Source organism: Sphingobacteriaceae bacterium GW460-11-11-14-LB5 (genome assembly GCA_002151545.1).
GTDB lineage: Bacteria > Bacteroidota > Bacteroidia > Sphingobacteriales > Sphingobacteriaceae > Pedobacter.
On record CP021237.1, the window covers coordinates 651,054 to 669,061 of the forward strand.

Consider the following 18,008-nt stretch of genomic DNA (forward strand, 5'->3'; position numbering starts at 1 on the left):
AATGAAAACGAATTTTAAATATATGGCATTTGCCGCCCTTGCTTTTTTCTCTTCTTGTACAAAAGAGCTTGATATTGTACCCGAAGGATCTCCATCGGCACAAAATTTCTGGAAAACTAAAGAAGATGCTATAAAAGCAGAAGCGGGCATGTACGAAAATTATAATGCTGAAGACTTTTATGGCCGTGGAATGTTCTGGTTTATCAATGCCAGCGATGATATGGTTACTGGGCGTAACAAACCAGAGGCCGATAACATTAAAAACTTTAACCGTACTTATGTGGGTGGAGGTTATACCGAAACCCAGTGGAGTATGCGTTATGCCATAATTAAACGCGCGAACGATATCATCATCAATGTGCCGGCCATCTCCATGGACGAAGCTTTGAAAAAACAGATCATCGGTGATGCTTATTTTAATGCTGGTTTGGTTTATTTCCAGTTGGCTGCCAACTATGGAAACGATAAAGCAGGAGTTCCAATTGTTACGCCAGAAAGCGATCCGTCTTTGCCTATTGCACGCGCAAAAAATGTAAACGAAAATTACGACTATATCATTTCACTTTTATTAAAGGCGGCTGATAACCTTCCATTGTTTTCGGCAATGAAACCTGCTGATTATGGCAAAGCACATAAAACCGCCGCATGGGCCTATCTGTCTAAAGTATACCTGTATAAAAAGGATTATGCCAATGCCGCAAAATATGCTGATATGGTTATTACCTCAGGTCAGCATGATTTGGTGAATACAGGTTTTGCCGATGTATTTAAAGCATCGAACAACTGGTCTAAAGAGTATATCTGGTCGGTAGTGTGTACACCAAGCGGTGGAGGTACAGGCTGGGGGAGCAAACTTCCAGGGGTAATGTTAACCAATAAAGCCTGGGGAATTTACAATGGCTGGGGTTATTACCTGCCAACCAAAGAGCTTTACGATTCATACGAAACAGGAGATCAGCGCCGTGAAGCCACTATTTTAAAACCTGGCGATAAATTTATGTTCTTTGGTGCCGAACGTAGTTTTACCAAAGATGCTGGAGCCACTTCAAATTATCAGTTTAAAAAATATATGGAGCCATTTTCTTACGCCAACCCTATCCCAACGCATGTGAATCCGAACGGAGATAATGGTACTACCGATTTAAATGTGCCTTTAATGCGTTATGCAGAAGTATTGTTAATCAAAGCAGAAGCGGCCATCAACTTAAGCGGAGCTGGTGCAGGCGATACTGAACTGAACAAAATCAGGCTTCGTGCGGGATTGGGTACTAAAACCGGAATGACAATAGATGACCTTAAACGTGAGCGCCGCAACGAACTTGCGGGAGAATGGGCCGACCGCCATAGAGATTTGGTAAGGTGGGGCGATGCGCAGGCAGCTTATGCAAAACCTTTGCATGATTTTGATGGAAGTGTGATCTGGCCGGCCAGAACCTTCAATCCACAGGTACACGATGTATGGGCAGTACCACAAAGAGAAATTGATAACAGTGCAGGCGTAATTAAACAAAACGCAGGATGGTAAATAAAATATGGATAAACTTTGCAGCACTGGTGATGTTACTGGCGCTGCAGAGCGCATCTGCGCAAATTAAAATGAACCCCAATCGCGGGCATAGCCATAACGATTACAAACAGGACATCCCTCTTCTAACAGCGTATTATGCCGGAATGGGCGCTATAGAAGCAGATGTTTTTTACCGCGACGGGGAGTTGTTCGTTGCTCATGAAAGCAGCGAAATCAGGTCCGGTAAAACCTTAAAGAAGCTATACATCGACCCGCTCGTGGCTTTTTTTAAGGAAAACGCAAACCATCCTTATCCCGATCCAAAACAAAAACTGCAACTGGTAATCGATATCAAAGCAGATTACCAGCATGTAATTGCAAAATTATTGACTGACCTTAAAGGTCTTGAGCCTGTTTTCGATCAACAGGTCAACCCATCAGCAATTAAAATTGTATTGAGCGGAGATGTTCCGCCTGCCGAAAAGTTTGCAGATTATCCATCAATCATCAGTTTTGATGGCCGGCCGGGAAATAACTATACCAGCGATCAACTGCAGCACATTGGTATGATCAGTGATGATATTTCGCATTACTCGGTATGGAATGGAAAAGGAACCCCAACGCCAACCGACCTGGAGAAGATAAAAGCCGTAATTGCCAAGGTGCATGCCCAGGGTAAACCTTTCCGCTTTTGGGCAACCAAAGATAGTCCGAACAGCTGGAAAGAACTGGAACACATGGGTGTTGATTGGATTGGCACCGATCATCCGGCATTGTTGAAAGATTTTTATCAGAACAGGGCCAAACTGGAGTACATAAATGATAAAGGTTATACACCTTACCAGCCAACCTATAAAAGCGATGCACTAAAAACAAAAGTTAAAAATGTTATCCTTTTAATTGGCGATGGCATGGGGCTGGCCCAGATACAGGCCGGCTTGAGCGCCAATTTTGGTCAATCCAATGTGATTCAGATCAGGCATATCGGTTTTTCACGTACAGAGGCTTCCAATTCAGATTTTACTGATTCTGCTGCTGGTGCAACGGCTATGGCCACAGGTCATAAAACCAATAACCGCTATATCAGTGTCGATTCTACCGGTAAATTACTGGCGGCTATTCCAGATGTTTTAGCAACCTATGGTATTAAAAGCGGAATCATCAGCAGTGGAGATATTACCGATGCAACGCCTGCAGCATTTTACGCCCATCAGGTTGAGCGTACCATGACCCACGAAATTGCAGCCGATTTTCTGAATGGTCATGTTGATGTTCTGGTAGGATCTAAACGTAAAAGTTTTACCGAAAATCCAGATCAAAAGCTAATGAACAAAATTTTGGCTAAAGGTTATGTTTTTCAGCAAAACTTAAAAAGCTTTGTTGCATCAAATGCGGATAAGCAAGTGGTACTTTTAGACGATTCTGCTACGCGAAAAATACTGGAAGGAAGGGGAGAGATGTTGAAGACTTCGTTCTTAAAAACAATTGAATTGCTTTCGAAAAATAAAAAAGGATTTTTCATGATGGCTGAAGGCGCACAGATTGATCATGGCGGGCATGCCAACGATCTGCCTTTTGCAGTAACCGAACAGCAGGATTTCGACCGTTTGGTTGGCGAAGCCTTAAAGTTTGCCGATCAGGATGGCGAAACATTAGTTGTGGTAACTGCCGATCATGAAACCGGTGGACTGTCGCTCCTGGATGCCTCTTATAGAAAAGGAACAGTCCGTGGTCATTTCAGTACAGATGATCATACCAATATTATGGTGCCTGTATTTGCCTATGGCCCAGGCTCAGATGCTTTTATGGGTGTGTACCCCAACAATCAGATTTTTCATAAAATCATCCAGGCTTATCGCTTAGCAAAATGATAGTGAATTAAAGGATCAAATAAATCCTGACAAAGACCTTGTTTTGCAGCAAGCTCGAAGATGCTGTCATCGTTTGTATTTGTTGAAGATTAAACTTTAATTCGGAGATACTCTCCTCAAGTAGTCGTCATTTTGGGCGAGGTGCAACGAAGTCGAGGAATCTATATAGATTTCTCCATTCCACTGCGCTTCAGTCGAGATGACGACGTTTTTTATTGAAGTTGTCATCCCGAGCCTGTCGAAGGACAAATATTAATTTGTTCTCGATTATAAAAGGTCTTCGACAAGCTCAGGCTGACAGTATTATAATTACATACATTTATTATTTAATTTTTCCCAACCCTGTTTTCTTCATCAGCTGTTCCGGTGTTTCTGCTGCGGGCCGTTTTAATTTTCATGTTCCCGAATTTGTAGGTGAAACTTAAATTTACCCTACGGCTTTCCCATTCGTTTTGCCAATAGGTTTTAATGTTATTGTATTCCAGATTGGCCCTGAATTTATTCGTATTAAAAATATCGTTTATTTTTAAAGCCAGTGTGGCGTTTTTGTTCCAGAATGATTTTTTAACACCAATATTTAACTGATAACTCTCCAAACTGCGGAACAGGCCCGAAACAGAAGGAGAATCGTAATAAGCATAGGTAGTTATGCTGTAGTTTTTAGGCAGGGTGAAGGTATTATCCATCATTACCGACCAGTTCCACGAGAAAGCATTATAACCATTGCCCTGCACAGCCGATTCGGTTCGGTTAAATCCGGCTGAAACTTCGGTATTGTTGTTCCACCATTTGGTAATGTCGAATGGGCTCCCGGTAGCCATATAAAAATTAGTGGTGCGGTTCAGGTTTTCTGACCTGGAGATACTTTCTTTTGTGCTATTGTTCTGGTAAACCACTTCCGATATCGATCCATCACTAACCGAATAACTCAATGTGAGTACCCTGAAGTTTTTAATCGAGTAATTAAATTCAAGACTATTGGCATAGGATGGTTGTAATAATGGATTTCCCTGAATGGCAGTATAGGGATCGGTATAAAAAGTAAAGGGATTTAAACTGCTGTATGAAGGCCTGTTGATGCTTTTGCGGTAAGCAGCGGTAACGAGATTGTTTGAATCGATTTTGAAGGAAACAAAAAGTGTTGGAAAAAGCTTCCAGTATTTTCTGTCTATCAACGTATTGGTTCCTGACGAACGGCCATCGCCCAGGGTCTGTTCTGCCCGTAAACCTGCTTTGATCTGTATATTTTTAAAGCTTTGATCAAAGGAAAGATAAGCGGCATTAATGTTTTCATTGTATAAAAAGGGGTTGGTTCTGCGCGGATCGTTAATCCAGCCGGCGGTTTTTAGCGAGTCGAAACGCACATCGCTCTGGGATTTTACCCAGCTGCTCTTCCAGCCGGTTTCCATTTTTAATGTTTTGGAAAAATTTAAGCTATAATCGGCCTTGATTGAATAGATAGAGACTTTACCCATGCCCTCATTGCGCAGGTCGATTGGATTGCCAATCAGCTGGTCATTTGCATCAAGGTAGTTGTTGGTAAAGGTTTCGTTTTTGCTGTTATCGTATTGAACATAATCCGCATCAAAACCCAGTTCGCCACCCAATGTATCGGTTTTAAAACGGTAGTTTAAGTTTAGCGCATGGTTTTTTTCGGTATTGCTTTGTGGATTGAACATTGATGTGCCGCCCATTTTTGCTCCTGTTGCGCTATAGTTTACCGAGTTACTGTTTACTTTGGTTTCTGCGGGTGCAGTAAAGCCTTTTACCATTATGCCTAAAGTATGTTTTTCATTCATAAAATAATCGGCGCCCGTTGAATAATTTAAACTCTTGGTTACCGGATGCCAGAAATTAAGCTGGTTATATTGTTCATCGCCAATGGTCCGGTTTAAAGTCAGCCTGTTGTATGAGTTATAGTGCCCGGCATTTAAGCGTACATAGGTGCTTACTTTACCGATGTTATAATTCAGGTTGGTGCCGGCGTAAACTTTTTCATAACGGCCATAACCACCGCCAAGATTCATGTTTCCGTTAAAACCCTGCATTTTGTTTCTTTTCAGTTTAATGTTGATGATCCCTGCAGTACCGGCGGCATCGAAAGAAGATGGCGGATTAGAAATCAGCTCAATTTTACTCAATACTGAGCCAGGCAAGGATTTAAGGTAAGTGGTTAATTCCATCCCCGTCATATAACTCATCTTGCCATCAATCATTACATTGATTCCTTTTTTGCCTTTCAGCACAATGTTATCGTCTTTATCCAGTTTTACCCCCGGAGACCTGCTGATGACCTCCAGTGCATTGTCGCCGGCGGTATTCATCTGTTCTACATTTACAATTACCCGGTCTGCTTTTTGATCAATTACCGGCATTTTCGATACAATGTTTACTTCTTTCAGGTTATTGGAACGGTCGGTTAATATAATTGAAGGAACTTTAACGGCCACATCTTTCACTTCAAAAGCTGAAGATTGGTTTTTCTGGTAGCCCATCATCAATGCTTTAATCAGGTAGCGGCCAGATTTAACATTGGTGAATTCGTAAATTCCCTGTTGATTGGTGGCCTGTAATGCAACTGAGGCCGAATCGGGTAAGTGAATTAATGCGACCGAAGCATAATCAAGTGCTTTATTGCTTTTATCGGTAATGGTTCCCGACACCTTAATGGTTTGAGTATAAGCAGATTTAAAGCTAAAAATAAGCAAAGCGAAAAGCGCAGATTTAAATAAAAGGTTCATCATCTTGTTTGTTTTATAATTGACGATTCAAAGATGTAGAGGTTGCATCAGCCTAAAAATTATATAATCCCAACCCCCTGAAATATTATCCCAATCCATTTTCGGATAATAAATGGTGTTGATCCTTAAAATGTACAGGTTGGGATAATTTTTTGAAGGTTTGGAATAAGAAAATAGGCAGTTAAAAAAGCTTTGTATAGTTTTAGGCCATGAAAACAATAAAAATCGTTTCTATCCATATTCTTTGCTGGGTACTTGTTCTAGGTTATTTTTATGGAGGCTATTTAATTGATGGCACAACTTTTACTAAGGCTGCTTTGAGTATCTCTATGAATTTTATACAATTGATAGAGTTCTACATTTGTTATGTATGGGTGTATCCGCGATTTTTGAAAAGAAATAAATTGCCTCAGTTAATTGCAGGCATTTTGTTTACGATAGCAGTTTTTATCTCACTTCGTTATTTAATAGAAGAGGTCCTTTATCTAAAATGGCTTGGTTTTCATAATTATAATGATGGCGTAACGGCTTGGGCTTATATATCGGATAACATTTATTGGAGTATTGCCTTTATTGTGGTGCCTGCTGCGGTTTATGGTATTGAGCAGAGCTTTAAATCGGAACAGGTTAACCGAAAACTTAAAGAAGAAGTGGTGAAAGCCGAGCTTTCATTTTTGAAATCTCAGATCAATCCACACTTTTTGTATAACACCTTAAATTATGTTTACTCTTTGGCTATTCCAGTTTCCGATCAACTGGCCAATGCGATTTTACGCTTGTCTGATTTGATGCGCTATACCCTAAACGATAGTCCTGATGGTAAAGTGAGTTTAGACAAGGAAGTAGAATACCTGGAGAGTTATGTGGCATTATTTAAGATGCGCTTTGAACCGAAATTTTATGTCGATTTTACAACCGAAGGCATTACCGGTCAAAAAATTGCTTCCCTGATATTGATTCCTTTTGTCGAAAATGCTTTTAAACATGGGGTGGTAAATGACGAGGCACAGCCTGTACGCATTAAACTTAAGGTGCAAAACAAACGTTTAAGTTTCGAGGTAAGTAATAAGATCAGTCATGCACAGAAAGATCATTCGAGTGGCGTAGGTATGGTAAATATCCACCGCAGGTTGGATTTGATTTATCCGGAAAAACATGAATTGTTGATTTCGAATAATGGCAATACCTATAAAAGCACGTTAATTTTAAATCTGTAATGGATAATTTGTATCATTGAAAACTATTCAAATGTTAATTCACGCTAATCGCCAACCCCTAAACGCCCATTATGATCCGTTGCCTTGCTGTTGATGATGAATCTTACGCCTCAGATATTATTGCTGCTTTTATCAATAAAACGCCCTTTTTAGAATTGGTTGGCACCACTACCAATGCTTTTGAAGCACTTAACCTGGTGCAGGAGGGTAAAGTTGATCTTGTTTTTTTAGATATACAGATGCCAGAGCTAACCGGGATTCAGTTTTTGAAAATCTGTGGTGGTAAATGCAAGGTAATCCTAACTACCGCTTATCCCGAATACGCCCTGGAAGGTTTCGATCTTGATGTGGTAGATTATCTGCTTAAACCCATCTCATACGAGCGTTTTTACAAGGCAGCCACTAAAGCGCAGCAGATTTTAATGCCTGTAGCACCCGTTCAACAAGAAATTGTAATGCAGCAGGTAACGCAGGGAAATGATTTTATTTTCATCAAAGGCGATACCAAGAACAAGTTTATCAAGGTTAATTATGTAGATATTTTATATATAGAGGGACTGAAAAACTATGTTTCGGTTTATACGGCTTCGCAAAGGGTTGTTACTTACCAGGCACTGCGCGAATTGGAAACCGAATTGCCTCAGCCACCTTTTTACCGCATCCATAAATCGTATATCATCTCGATCGAAAAAATTAAAATGATTGATGGGAATACCGTTTACATTAACGATCAGGCAATTCCAATTGGCGAAACCTATAAAGAAGAGTTTTTTAAAGTGGTGAGGGAAGGGAAGAAGAACGGTTAATGGTTGAAGAGTGATTGCTAAATTGTTTAATTGTTGGGATTCATCTTTATTTGATCATTTTCTAATTGTGCTTAATTCCTTAATGGTGAAAATCTTTGCGTATTTTCTTTAACCATTAAGCAGTTAAGAGTATTAAGGCGGGGTTGATTAATTTGTTAATGGTTTGATTGTTAAATCATTTTCTAAATGTTCTTAATTCCTTAATGGTGAAAATCTTACTGCATATTTTCTTTAACCATTAAGCAGTTAAGAGTATTAAGGCGGGTTTGATTAATTTGTTAATGGTTTGATTGTTAAATCATTTTCTAATTGTGCTTAATTCCTTAATGGTGAAAATCTTACTGCATATTTCTTTAGCCATTAAGCAGTTAAGAGTATTAAGGTGGGGTTGATTAATTTGTTAATGGATTGATTGTTAAATTCTTGGTGTTTCTCATCGGTTAACCATATCGACTGGTTTTTAACAATTCAACAATAAAGCAATTCAACAATTTATACAGTTAACCGATTAACCTTACAGTGTGCATAAATTCTCCGAATTATTTATCCCGTTTTTTTTAAGTTTGCTGCATAAAGATTAAACCAACATCATCATGCAAGAAACGAATTCGCTAAACCAGGTTGCAGAATTTCACACCACCTTTAAACACCCTATTTTAGAAAGTCCGGTTATTCCTTCAAAACAGAGGGCCAATTTGCGTATTTCGCTTTTAGCTGAAGAACTGAAAGAATTACAGGAAGCCGTAGAAAATGATGATCTGGTAGAAGTAGCCGATGCACTTTGCGATTTGCAGTATGTTTTGGCCGGTGCCATTCACGAGTTTGGCTTAGGCGGAAAATTTAAGACTTTATTTGATGAAGTTCACCGCTCTAACATGAGCAAAGCCTGCAAAACCATAGAAGAAGCAGAACAAACCATCCAGTTTTACTTAGCTAAAGACCAGACCGAATCTTATTACAAAGAAATCGACGGACTGTTTTTGGTGTTCCGGAAATCTGACGACAAGACTTTAAAGTCGATCAACTATTCGCCAGCTGATTTAAAATCACATTTGGTTTAACTCCTAAATAAGCTCGAATTGAAAAGGCTAAAACAGATTGTAAGCGAGCTTAAATTAACACAGGCAGCACCTGATGCAGCTTTAATGCGTGAGTTTATTTTTTACTCACCCAAAATGCCATTACGCCTGCATCAGGAACAGTTGATAGCAGCATCAAAACAATTTAGTCTTGAGGTTTTTGATACCTATTTTACCCATGCCGAAGTAACCATTAACTGCTTTAGCTGGGGAAACGGAAAACGTAAAGTATTACTTACGCACGGCTGGGCCTCAAAAGCTTTAGACTTTTATGAGTTGATTACTGAACTCCTGAAAGTAGATGACCTGGAAATTATAGCTTTTGATGCACCCGGTAACGGAAGTTCAATCTCTGAATTCTCCAACCTGATGTTATATGCCGATTCGGTAAAATCCATTGCCTTAAATTATGCGCAGCCCGACGTGCTGATTGGGCACTCCCTTGGCGGTATGGCTAATGTAATTGCTTTGCAGGAACTCGGCTATAGTCCAGATCTGCTCATTAGCATCGCACCGTTAATCAGGCTGAAAGAAAACTTCGAGCAGAGTCTCGATTCGGTCAACATCAGCCCAAAGGATCAGGATATCTTTTTTAGCAACTTTGTCAAAGAGTTCCCTGTTGCTGCAAGCCACTTTAACCTGACTGAATTATATCAGTTAAACGCCGAAATTGATCATTTCCTGGCGTTCGATCCGGCTGATCACATTTCTCCCTATGCATTTCTAAAAGAATTCATGGATAAATATCCTGCAATCCAGGCAAAATCTTTCGAAGATGTGGGGCATTATAAAATCCTCAGATCGGCTGAGGTAATTGAAGATATTGTGGATAGAATTTCTGCACTTCCAATGTTATAAATCGTGCCGGGCGGTAACATTTTACGCCATAAATGACAGCCTGTCCCGACTTTTCTTATCGTGTAGACACATCTCTGTTAATTTACATTTGTTTTTAGTTCCTTTGTCTAAGGCGATCGTCATGCTGAACTTGTTTCAGCATCGCAATCGGGTTTATTTAATCCAGGCTGGTACAGGGAACAGGCTTTTGTTAACTAAACCCGACAGTAGCGGGCATCCCGATTATTTTCAATCGGGATAAAGCGAATGGCGGGACTACAGCACCTGTGAAATGCTGCCCTTTCTTTTCCTAAAAAAAAGACTGATACTGGATAACCTGAACTAGATAATTAGAACTTTAAGAGCTTAATAAGTGTCAGATGGTAACATCTAAAACTACGGAAAAGAACGGATATCTGTTTTTATACCTGATAACTTCTAATCTCCGTCTCCCGACTTACCAATTCCATCTTCCATTATACATCTTACATCTTCCATCGCTCATATTATTTCTCATCCATAACAGTGCATAACAGTTAAAATTACTGTATATTCTATTTTAGAGCAACCAAATATTATTAATAGAGCATGCAAGCAATTTTAGGCGTAATTTTTCATTTCTTCGGCGGGTTTGCCTCCGGAAGTTTTTATATCCCTTACAAAAAAGTTAAAGGCTGGGCCTGGGAAAGTTACTGGATTGTTGGGGGAATCTTCTCCTGGTTAATCGTTCCACCACTTGCTGCTTTTTTAACCATCCCGAATTTTACGGCAATTATCACCAGTACAAACGGTAGTATTTTATGGCTAACCTATTTTTTTGGTGTGCTTTGGGGTATCGGCGGCTTAACCTATGGATTGGGCGTTCGTTATCTGGGCGTATCGTTAGGGAGTAGTATCATTTTAGGGCTTTGCATGGTTCTGGGTTCCATCCTGCCATCTATCTACTTCGATTTTTTCCCTCAGGCAGGTAAAGATACTTTTACCATGTTTCTACATACCGATTGGGGTCGCATGGTATTGCTGGGGCTTTTAGTCTGCGTTGTGGGTATTATCATCTGCGGTAAGGCAGGTATGATGAAAGAGAAGGAAATGAAAACCGGTATTACCGATCCGCACGGCATGGAGGTAAAAACAGAATATAAGTTTGGACTCGGTTTATTTGTGGGTATTGTATCGGGTGTTTTAAGTGCCTGTTTCAATTTCGGCATCGAAGCCGGGAAACCAATGGCCGATGCAGCTAACGCGATCTGGAAAGCAGCAAATCCTGCTGAACCGGGTAATTTCTTGTTCCAGAACAACGTTACTTATGTAATTGTGCTTTGGGGAGGTTTAACCACCAACTTTATCTGGTGTATGGTATTAAATGCGCGAAACAAAACATTTGGTGATTATACAAACGCGGCAAAACCGCTATTAAAAAACTATATTTTTTCTGCACTGGCAGGTACCACCTGGTTTTTACAGTTCTTTTTCTACGGTATGGGCGAAAGTAAAATGGGTAATGGCGCCAGTTCGTGGATTCTGCATATGGCCTTTATCATCCTCATTGCCAACGTATGGGGACTGGTATTAAAAGAGTGGAAAGGGGTATCCAGAAAAACTTTGATTACTGTGTTGGCGGGTATTTTAACCATCATCATTTCGGTACTCATTGTGGGTTATGGTAATAGAATAAAAGGATAATAATAAAAATTTAAATAGAATATAAGAATGTCAATCGATACGAAAAGTTATAAGCACGTAAGCTATCTGTGGGATGAAGAGGAAGCCGCAAAACTGGCTGGAGATGAAGTTGCCCTTTTGATTTATCGCTCTAATTTATTGGGTGCAGATTTACGCTTAACCAATTATGGAGGTGGAAATACCTCGTGTAAAGTATTGGAAAAGGATCCGCTTACCGGTTTAGAAACCGAAGTCATGTGGGTAAAAGGCTCAGGTGGCGATTTAGGCACTTTAAAGAAAAGCGGCCTTGCAGCATTATATGTTGATCGTTTACGTAGTTTGAAAAATATTTACCGTGGGGTAGAACATGAGGATGAAATGGTTGAATTGTTTAACCACTGCATTTTCGATTTGAGCTCTAAGGCACCATCAATCGATACGCCTTTGCATGGTTTTTTACCGTTTGCGCATATTGATCACTTGCATCCGGATGCAGCCATTGCCATCGCTGCGGCTAAAGACGGTAAAAAAATTACGGAAGAATTATTTGGCGGCACAATTGGCTGGGTAGAATGGAAAAAACCAGGTTTCGAGCTGGGCTTGCAGTTAAAGCAATGTTTGGATGAAAATCCAGGCATCCGCGGTATTATGTTAGGCTCACACGGTTTGTTTACCTGGGGAGATACGGCCTACGAAAGTTACCTGAATACCTTAGAAGTAATCGAAATCTGTTCGGATTACCTCAACCAGAATTATGGTAAAAAAGGTCCTGTTTTTGGTGGACAAAAAATTGAAAGTGCTGCTGCAGATCAACGTAAAAAACAAGCGGCTGCTTTAGCACCTGTTTTGCGTGGTTTATGCTCTTCTAAACAACACATGATCGGTCATTTTACTGATGATGCGCGTGTGCTGGAATTCATCAATTCTAATGATTTGGATCGCCTGGCCCCAATGGGAACCAGTTGTCCCGATCACTTTTTAAGAACTAAAATCAGTCCGCTGGTTTTAACTTTAACCAGCGATGCCGACTTATCGGATGTTAAAGCGCTAAAAGAAACATTGGAGCCTGCTTTTGAAGCGTACAGGGCAATGTATACCGCTTATTATGAAGCCTGTAAACATCCAAACAGTCCGGCCATTCGCGATACCAACCCGGTTGTTATTCTGTATCCCGGAATAGGAATGTTTACTTTCTCTAAAGATAAACAAACCGCCAGGGTTGCGGCAGAATTCTATATCAATGCCATTAATGTGATGAAAGGTGCTGAGGCGGTTTCAGCATATACTTCATTGCCACATCAGGAAGCTTTTAATATCGAATATTGGTTGTTGGAAGAAGCAAAATTACAGCGTATGCCTAAGCCAAAACCTTTAACCGGTAAAATTGCGTTGATTACGGGTAGTGCCGGTGGAATTGGTAAAGCGATTGCTAAAAAGTTTGTTGCTGAGGGCGGTGTGGTCATCTTAAACGATATGAATGCCGAGCGTTTAGAAGAAGCAGCTAAAGAATTCGCAGGTCTGTTCGGTAAGGATTCTTACAGCACGGCAGTTTTAAATGTAACCAGCGAAGAAGATATTAAACAAGCTTTCGATTCGGCTGCTTTGGCTTTTGGCGGGGTAGATATTATTGTAAACAATGCCGGCCTATCGATTTCTAAAACCATTGCCGATCATACTGAAAAGGATTGGGATTTGTTATATGATGTTTTGGTAAAAGGCCAGTTCTTTATTACCCAGGCTGCAACAAATACGATGCAAAAGCAGGATATTGGAGGCGATATCATTAATATTGTAAGTAAGAACGCCTTGGTAAGCGGACCAAATAATGCTGGTTATGGCAGTGCAAAAGCAGCTCAGTTACATTTAAGCAGGTTAAACGCAGCCGAATTGGGTGCCGATAACATCCGCGTAAATGTGGTTAACCCGGACGCGGTGATCAGCGATAGCAATATCTGGGCTGGCGGTTGGGCCGAAGGCCGTGCAAAAGCCTATGGTATTACCGTTGCAGAGCTACCGGCTTATTATGCAAAACGTACTTTGTTAAATCAGATTATACTACCGGATGATATTGCCAATGCCTGTTTCGCCTTTGTTGGTGGCTTGCTGCACAAATCAACCGGAAATGTCTTAAATGTTGATGGCGGTGTAGCCATGGCATTTGTAAGATAATATAAATCCGTGGCTGGTGCCCGCACAGACCGATATGACGATTGGTGCGCTGTGAAGACACAGACCACGGAGATTAAAAATAGTTTTAGTGCGTTATTCCCTAGGCTTGTGTCCCCACAGGCTGGGAATAACTTTTAAAAAAATAATCATTCTCTTTGTGAAGAGGATGGAAGTGGATGGCGATTGTGTCGCCAAAATGATTAACCTAAGAAAAACCAAATATTCTCATGAATATCGAGCAGAACCAAATAGAAAAGCATAACGACTCCCTTTTAACCTCGCATCAGCGCAAACTTTCTTTCTTAAAGGAAGATTGGGCACACGTTGATCTGGAAAGCGTAATCCAGAAACTGGTCGATTTTCAGATTGCCATTCCAAGCTGGGCATTGGGTACCGGCGGAACACGTTTTGGCCGTTTTGCCATTACCGGCGGCGAACCGCGTACCATTGAAGAAAAAATTGAAGATGTAGGTTTACTTCATGCCCTTAATGGTGCAAGTGGTGCCATTTCGCTTCACATTCCCTGGGATATCCCTCAAAATGCAGAAGCTTTAAAAACGCTGGCCGCTGGCTATGGTTTAAAGTTCGATGCCATGAACTCAAATACTTTTCAGGATCAGAAAGGTGCTGCACACAGTTATAAATTTGGTTCTTTGCAGAATGTAAATAAAGATATCCGCAAGCAAGCGATTGAACATAATATCGAAGTAATTAAACATGGTATTGCATTGGGATCTGATGCCTTAACCGTTTGGCTTGCCGATGGTTCTTGTTTCCCTGGTCAGCTTAATTTCCGTAAAGCCTTCGAAAATACTTTAGAAAGCCTTCAGGAGATTTATTCAGCCCTGCCGGAAGATTGGAAAATGTTTGTCGAATACAAAGCCTTCGAACCTAACTTTTATTCAACTACGGTTGGCGATTGGGGACAATCATTGTTGTACGCAAGTAAACTGGGTAAAAAAGCCTATACTTTGGTCGATTTGGGGCACCATCTGCCTAATGCAAATATCGAGCAGATTGTGGCTTTATTGTTAATGGAAGGAAAATTGGGTGGTTTCCACTTCAACGATTCTAAATACGGAGATGATGATTTAACCGCCGGAAGCATTAAACCTTACCAATTGTTTTTGATTTTTAATGAACTGGTAGAAGGTATGGATGCAAAAGGAATGAACCATGCAAAAGATTTAGGCTGGATGATCGATGCTTCGCACAATGTGAAAGATCCGCTAGAGGATTTATTACAATCGGTAGAAGCGATTATGATCGCCTATGCACAGGCATTACTGGTGGATAGAAAAGCATTAAACGAAGCACAAAATAACAACGATGTAGCCAAAGCGCAGGAAATTTTACAACATACTTTCCGTAGCGATTTAAGGGCTTTAGTCGCCGAAGCCAGGTTAAGAGCTGGAGCAGCCTTATCACCAATCGCCTTATACCGTGGTTTAGAAGTTAGAAATCAATTAGTTAATCACCGCGGAAATACTGTTGCCACAGGTTTGTAAATAGAGAAATAGAAATGCCAAAACCTGTTATTGCCATATTTGATGTTGGGAAAACGAATAAAAAACTGTTTCTGATTGACGAAAACTACAGTATCGTTTACGAGCGGTCTGCACGTTTTGTTGAAACAGTTGATGAAGATGGCGAACCATGCGAAAATCTCGAAAGCCTGCGTTCATCAGTTTACGATTCCCTGCATCAGGTTTTGCAGTTGAAAGAGTTCGATGTCAGGGCCATTAATTTCTCTACTTATGGGGCCAGTTTTGTTTATCTGGATGAAAATGGCAATCCGCTTACACCGCTTTATAATTATTTAAAAGAATATCCTGAGGCGCTTAAAAAAGCCTTTTATGCAGAATATGGCGGTGAGGAGAAGATTTCGTTAGAAACCGCCTCACCAATTTTGGGTAGTTTAAATTCGGGTATGCAATTGTATCGCCTGAAGAACGAAAAGCCAGAAATATTTAAAAAAGTGAAGTGGGCTTTACACCTCCCTCAATATTTAAGTTATCTGATCACGGGTAAGGCAGTTGCCGATATTACCAGTATCGGGTGCCATACCCAGCTTTGGGATTTCAACAAAAGTGAATACCACAACTGGGTTAAAACCGAAAAAATCGATGAGAAATTTGGCACATTTACCCCTGCCGATTCCAGCCTGAAAACTAATTTCGAAGGCAGTAGTGTAAAAGTTGGTGTTGGCCTGCACGATAGTTCAGCCGCATTGATTCCCTATCTGGCCAATTTTAATACGCCATTTGTACTCATCTCAACCGGAACCTGGTGCATTAGTTTAAATCCTTTTAACCAGGAACCTTTAACGGCCGAAGAACTTAAACAAGATTGCCTGTGTTACATGCATTTTAAGGGCAAAGCGGTTAAAGCTTCACGTATTTTTGCAGGTTACGAACACGAGGTGCAGCTAAAACGCATTGCCGAACATTTCGATCGTGCGGCCTATCTGTTTAAACATTTGAAGTTTAACCCTTCAATGATTTTGAAACTGGCGAATAAAATTCCTGAAAACCGACAAGAACAACAGGGTTTTTCAGCAAGTTCTGCCTTTCCGGAGCGTGATTTAAATCTCTTTCAAACAGCAGAGGAAGCCTATCATCAATTGATTTTTGATTTGATCAAACAGCAGATTTATTCGTTAAAGCTGATCCTGAACACTGGCGTGAAAAGGATTTTTGTAGATGGCGGTTTTGGCAAAAATGCAATTTACATGCACTTGTTGGCTACCTCTATTCCAGATATTGAAGTTTACGCCTCTTCGGTTTCGCAGGCTACGGCCATAGGCACAGCTTTGGCCATAAATGATGCCTGGAATGAAAACCCTGCACCAACGGATATGATCCAGTTAAAATACTATTCTGCCATACAACGTACAATAGAACTTTAGGAATTTCCGTATATTAGAATTTCCTATATCAATACAACCATTTTGAAACCAGAAGATTTAATCCCCTATCTCAACGTCGATGAGTATTCGTCGACGCCGAAATACAAGCAGTTAACCAACGCCATTTTGGCTGCAATTGAAAGTGGTAAGCTTCTGAAAAATAGCTTGTTGCCTTCGATAAACGAGCTGAGTTTCAGTCTGGAAATGTCGAGGGATACTGCCGAAAAAGGTTACCGCAACCTCCGGAAACTCGGGGTGGTTGATTCTGTACCGGGCAAGGGTTATTTTATTATTAATACCGATTTCTCGCGCAAACTCAAGGTTTGCCTGCTTTTTAATAAGCTCAGTACACACAAAAAGATCATTTACGATTCCTTCACCAAAACCTTAGGAGAGCGTGCCGCAATCGATTTTTATATTTACAATAACGACTTTGCGCTGTTTAAAAAAATGATCGTGGCCAAACGTGATGATTATTCGCACTTTGTGATTATCCCACATTTTTTGGAAGGGGGCGAAAATGCGCACGAAATTATCAATACCATCCCTAAAGAAAAACTGGTGATCCTTGATAAATTGCTGCCGGGGGTAACAGGTGATTATGCTGCGGCTTACGAAAACTTTGCGCAGGATATTTACGCCGCTTTAGAACAGGCTTTAGACCGACTTTCGCATTACCGCACGCTGAAAATTATCTTTCCAAAAAACAGTTATTTTCCGCACGAAATACTCACTGGTTTTTACCGGTTCTGCCAGCAATATGCTTTCGACCATAAAGTAATCCACAATATCAAAGATGAAGAAATTAATCCGGGTGAGGTGTACATTAACCTGATGGAAGATGACCTGGTAACACTCATTGAACGATTGATTGCCCAAAAACTTAAAATCGGGAAAGATGTTGGCGTAATTTCTTATAACGAAACGCCTTTAAAAAGGATTATTTTAGATGGGATTACAACAATCTCGACTGATTTTAGCGAATTAGGTGCCCAGGCGGCAGAGTTTATTCTCAATGGAAAAACCGAGAAGGTAGCAGTGCCTTTTTATTTGAATTTGCGTAAATCACTTTAGTACGCTGTTAGTTCGTCATCTCGACTGAAGCGTGGCGAAATGGAGAGATCTATCGAGACAGATTTCTCGGCTGCGTTGCACTCCGCTCGAAATGACGATTCTCTTGATTAATTGTGCATAAAAACCTAAAAAGGAGT

General features: G+C 40.5%; 12 protein-coding genes. 11 read left to right on the forward strand and 1 reads right to left on the reverse strand.

All coding sequences use genetic code 11. The features are described 5' to 3' along the window. Position 1 precedes the first annotated feature (1 nt). A complete protein-coding gene (locus tag CA265_02590) occupies positions 2 to 1,525 on the forward strand; it encodes a RagB/SusD family nutrient uptake outer membrane protein (GenBank protein ARS38626.1) in 1,524 nt (507 codons plus the stop codon). Beyond that, complete coding sequence (locus CA265_02595; GenBank protein ID ARS38627.1) at positions 1,519 to 3,378, forward strand: alkaline phosphatase; 1,860 nt, start codon at positions 1,519 to 1,521, stop codon at positions 3,376 to 3,378. The genes CA265_02590 and CA265_02595 overlap by 7 nt, the downstream gene beginning before the upstream one ends. A gap of 326 nt (positions 3,379 to 3,704) precedes the next feature. On the opposite strand, the gene CA265_02600 is transcribed toward CA265_02595, so the two are convergent. Continuing rightward, complete coding sequence (locus tag CA265_02600; protein ID ARS38628.1) at positions 3,705 to 6,122, reverse strand: hypothetical protein; 2,418 nt, start codon at positions 6,120 to 6,122, stop codon at positions 3,705 to 3,707. Between the two features lie 206 nt (positions 6,123 to 6,328). Between CA265_02600 and CA265_02605 the strand changes: the two genes are divergently transcribed. From CA265_02605 to CA265_02645, 9 genes are all read left to right on the forward strand, one after another. Further along, positions 6,329 to 7,336 (forward strand): hypothetical protein, encoded by a 1,008-nt coding sequence (locus CA265_02605; GenBank protein ID ARS38629.1) that lies wholly within the window; start codon positions 6,329 to 6,331, stop codon positions 7,334 to 7,336. A gap of 71 nt (positions 7,337 to 7,407) precedes the next feature. Continuing rightward, positions 7,408 to 8,142 (forward strand): DNA-binding response regulator, encoded by a 735-nt coding sequence (locus CA265_02610; GenBank protein ID ARS38630.1) that lies wholly within the window; start codon positions 7,408 to 7,410, stop codon positions 8,140 to 8,142. A 593-nt stretch (positions 8,143 to 8,735) separates the two neighbouring features. Beyond that, the gene (locus CA265_02615; GenBank protein ID ARS38631.1) at positions 8,736 to 9,203 is read left to right on the forward strand and encodes a hypothetical protein; all 468 of its coding nucleotides are present in this window, start codon (positions 8,736 to 8,738) and stop codon (positions 9,201 to 9,203) included. 18 nt (positions 9,204 to 9,221) lie between these two features. Further along, positions 9,222 to 10,079: a hypothetical protein gene (locus CA265_02620; protein ID ARS38632.1), complete on the forward strand. Its 858-nt coding sequence runs from the start codon at positions 9,222 to 9,224 to the stop codon at positions 10,077 to 10,079. Positions 10,080 to 10,646: 567 nt separating this feature from the next. Continuing rightward, positions 10,647 to 11,741 (forward strand): rhamnose/proton symporter RhaT, encoded by a 1,095-nt coding sequence (locus CA265_02625; GenBank protein ARS38633.1) that lies wholly within the window; start codon positions 10,647 to 10,649, stop codon positions 11,739 to 11,741. Positions 11,742 to 11,768: 27 nt separating this feature from the next. Next, positions 11,769 to 13,889 (forward strand): short-chain dehydrogenase, encoded by a 2,121-nt coding sequence (locus tag CA265_02630; GenBank protein ID ARS38634.1) that lies wholly within the window; start codon positions 11,769 to 11,771, stop codon positions 13,887 to 13,889. Positions 13,890 to 14,116: 227 nt separating this feature from the next. After that, positions 14,117 to 15,397: a sugar isomerase gene (locus tag CA265_02635; GenBank protein ARS38635.1), complete on the forward strand. Its 1,281-nt coding sequence runs from the start codon at positions 14,117 to 14,119 to the stop codon at positions 15,395 to 15,397. Between the two features lie 14 nt (positions 15,398 to 15,411). After that, positions 15,412 to 16,797: a carbohydrate kinase gene (locus tag CA265_02640; GenBank protein ARS38636.1), complete on the forward strand. Its 1,386-nt coding sequence runs from the start codon at positions 15,412 to 15,414 to the stop codon at positions 16,795 to 16,797. 42 nt (positions 16,798 to 16,839) lie between these two features. Next, positions 16,840 to 17,871, forward strand: coding sequence for a transcriptional regulator (locus CA265_02645; protein ID ARS38637.1), 1,032 nt, complete (start codon positions 16,840 to 16,842; stop codon positions 17,869 to 17,871). Positions 17,872 to 18,008: the final 137 nt, after the last annotated feature.

Bases quoted from the DNA above. Each gene is read 5' to 3' on its own strand.
- CA265_02595 (ARS38627.1), top strand. From the start codon at position 1,519: ATGGTAAATAAAATATGGATAAACTTTGCAGCACTGGTGATGTTACTG.
- CA265_02605 (ARS38629.1), top strand. From the start codon at position 6,329: ATGAAAACAATAAAAATCGTTTCTATCCATATTCTTTGCTGGGTACTT.
- CA265_02610 (ARS38630.1), top strand. From the start codon at position 7,408: ATGATCCGTTGCCTTGCTGTTGATGATGAATCTTACGCCTCAGATATT.
- CA265_02625 (ARS38633.1), top strand. From the start codon at position 10,647: ATGCAAGCAATTTTAGGCGTAATTTTTCATTTCTTCGGCGGGTTTGCC.
- CA265_02640 (ARS38636.1), top strand. From the start codon at position 15,412: ATGCCAAAACCTGTTATTGCCATATTTGATGTTGGGAAAACGAATAAA.
- CA265_02600 (ARS38628.1), bottom strand. From the start codon at position 6,122: ATGATGAACCTTTTATTTAAATCTGCGCTTTTCGCTTTGCTTATTTTT.
- CA265_02590 (ARS38626.1), top strand. From the start codon at position 2: ATGAAAACGAATTTTAAATATATGGCATTTGCCGCCCTTGCTTTTTTC.
- CA265_02635 (ARS38635.1), top strand. From the start codon at position 14,117: ATGAATATCGAGCAGAACCAAATAGAAAAGCATAACGACTCCCTTTTA.
- CA265_02615 (ARS38631.1), top strand. From the start codon at position 8,736: ATGCAAGAAACGAATTCGCTAAACCAGGTTGCAGAATTTCACACCACC.
- CA265_02630 (ARS38634.1), top strand. From the start codon at position 11,769: ATGTCAATCGATACGAAAAGTTATAAGCACGTAAGCTATCTGTGGGAT.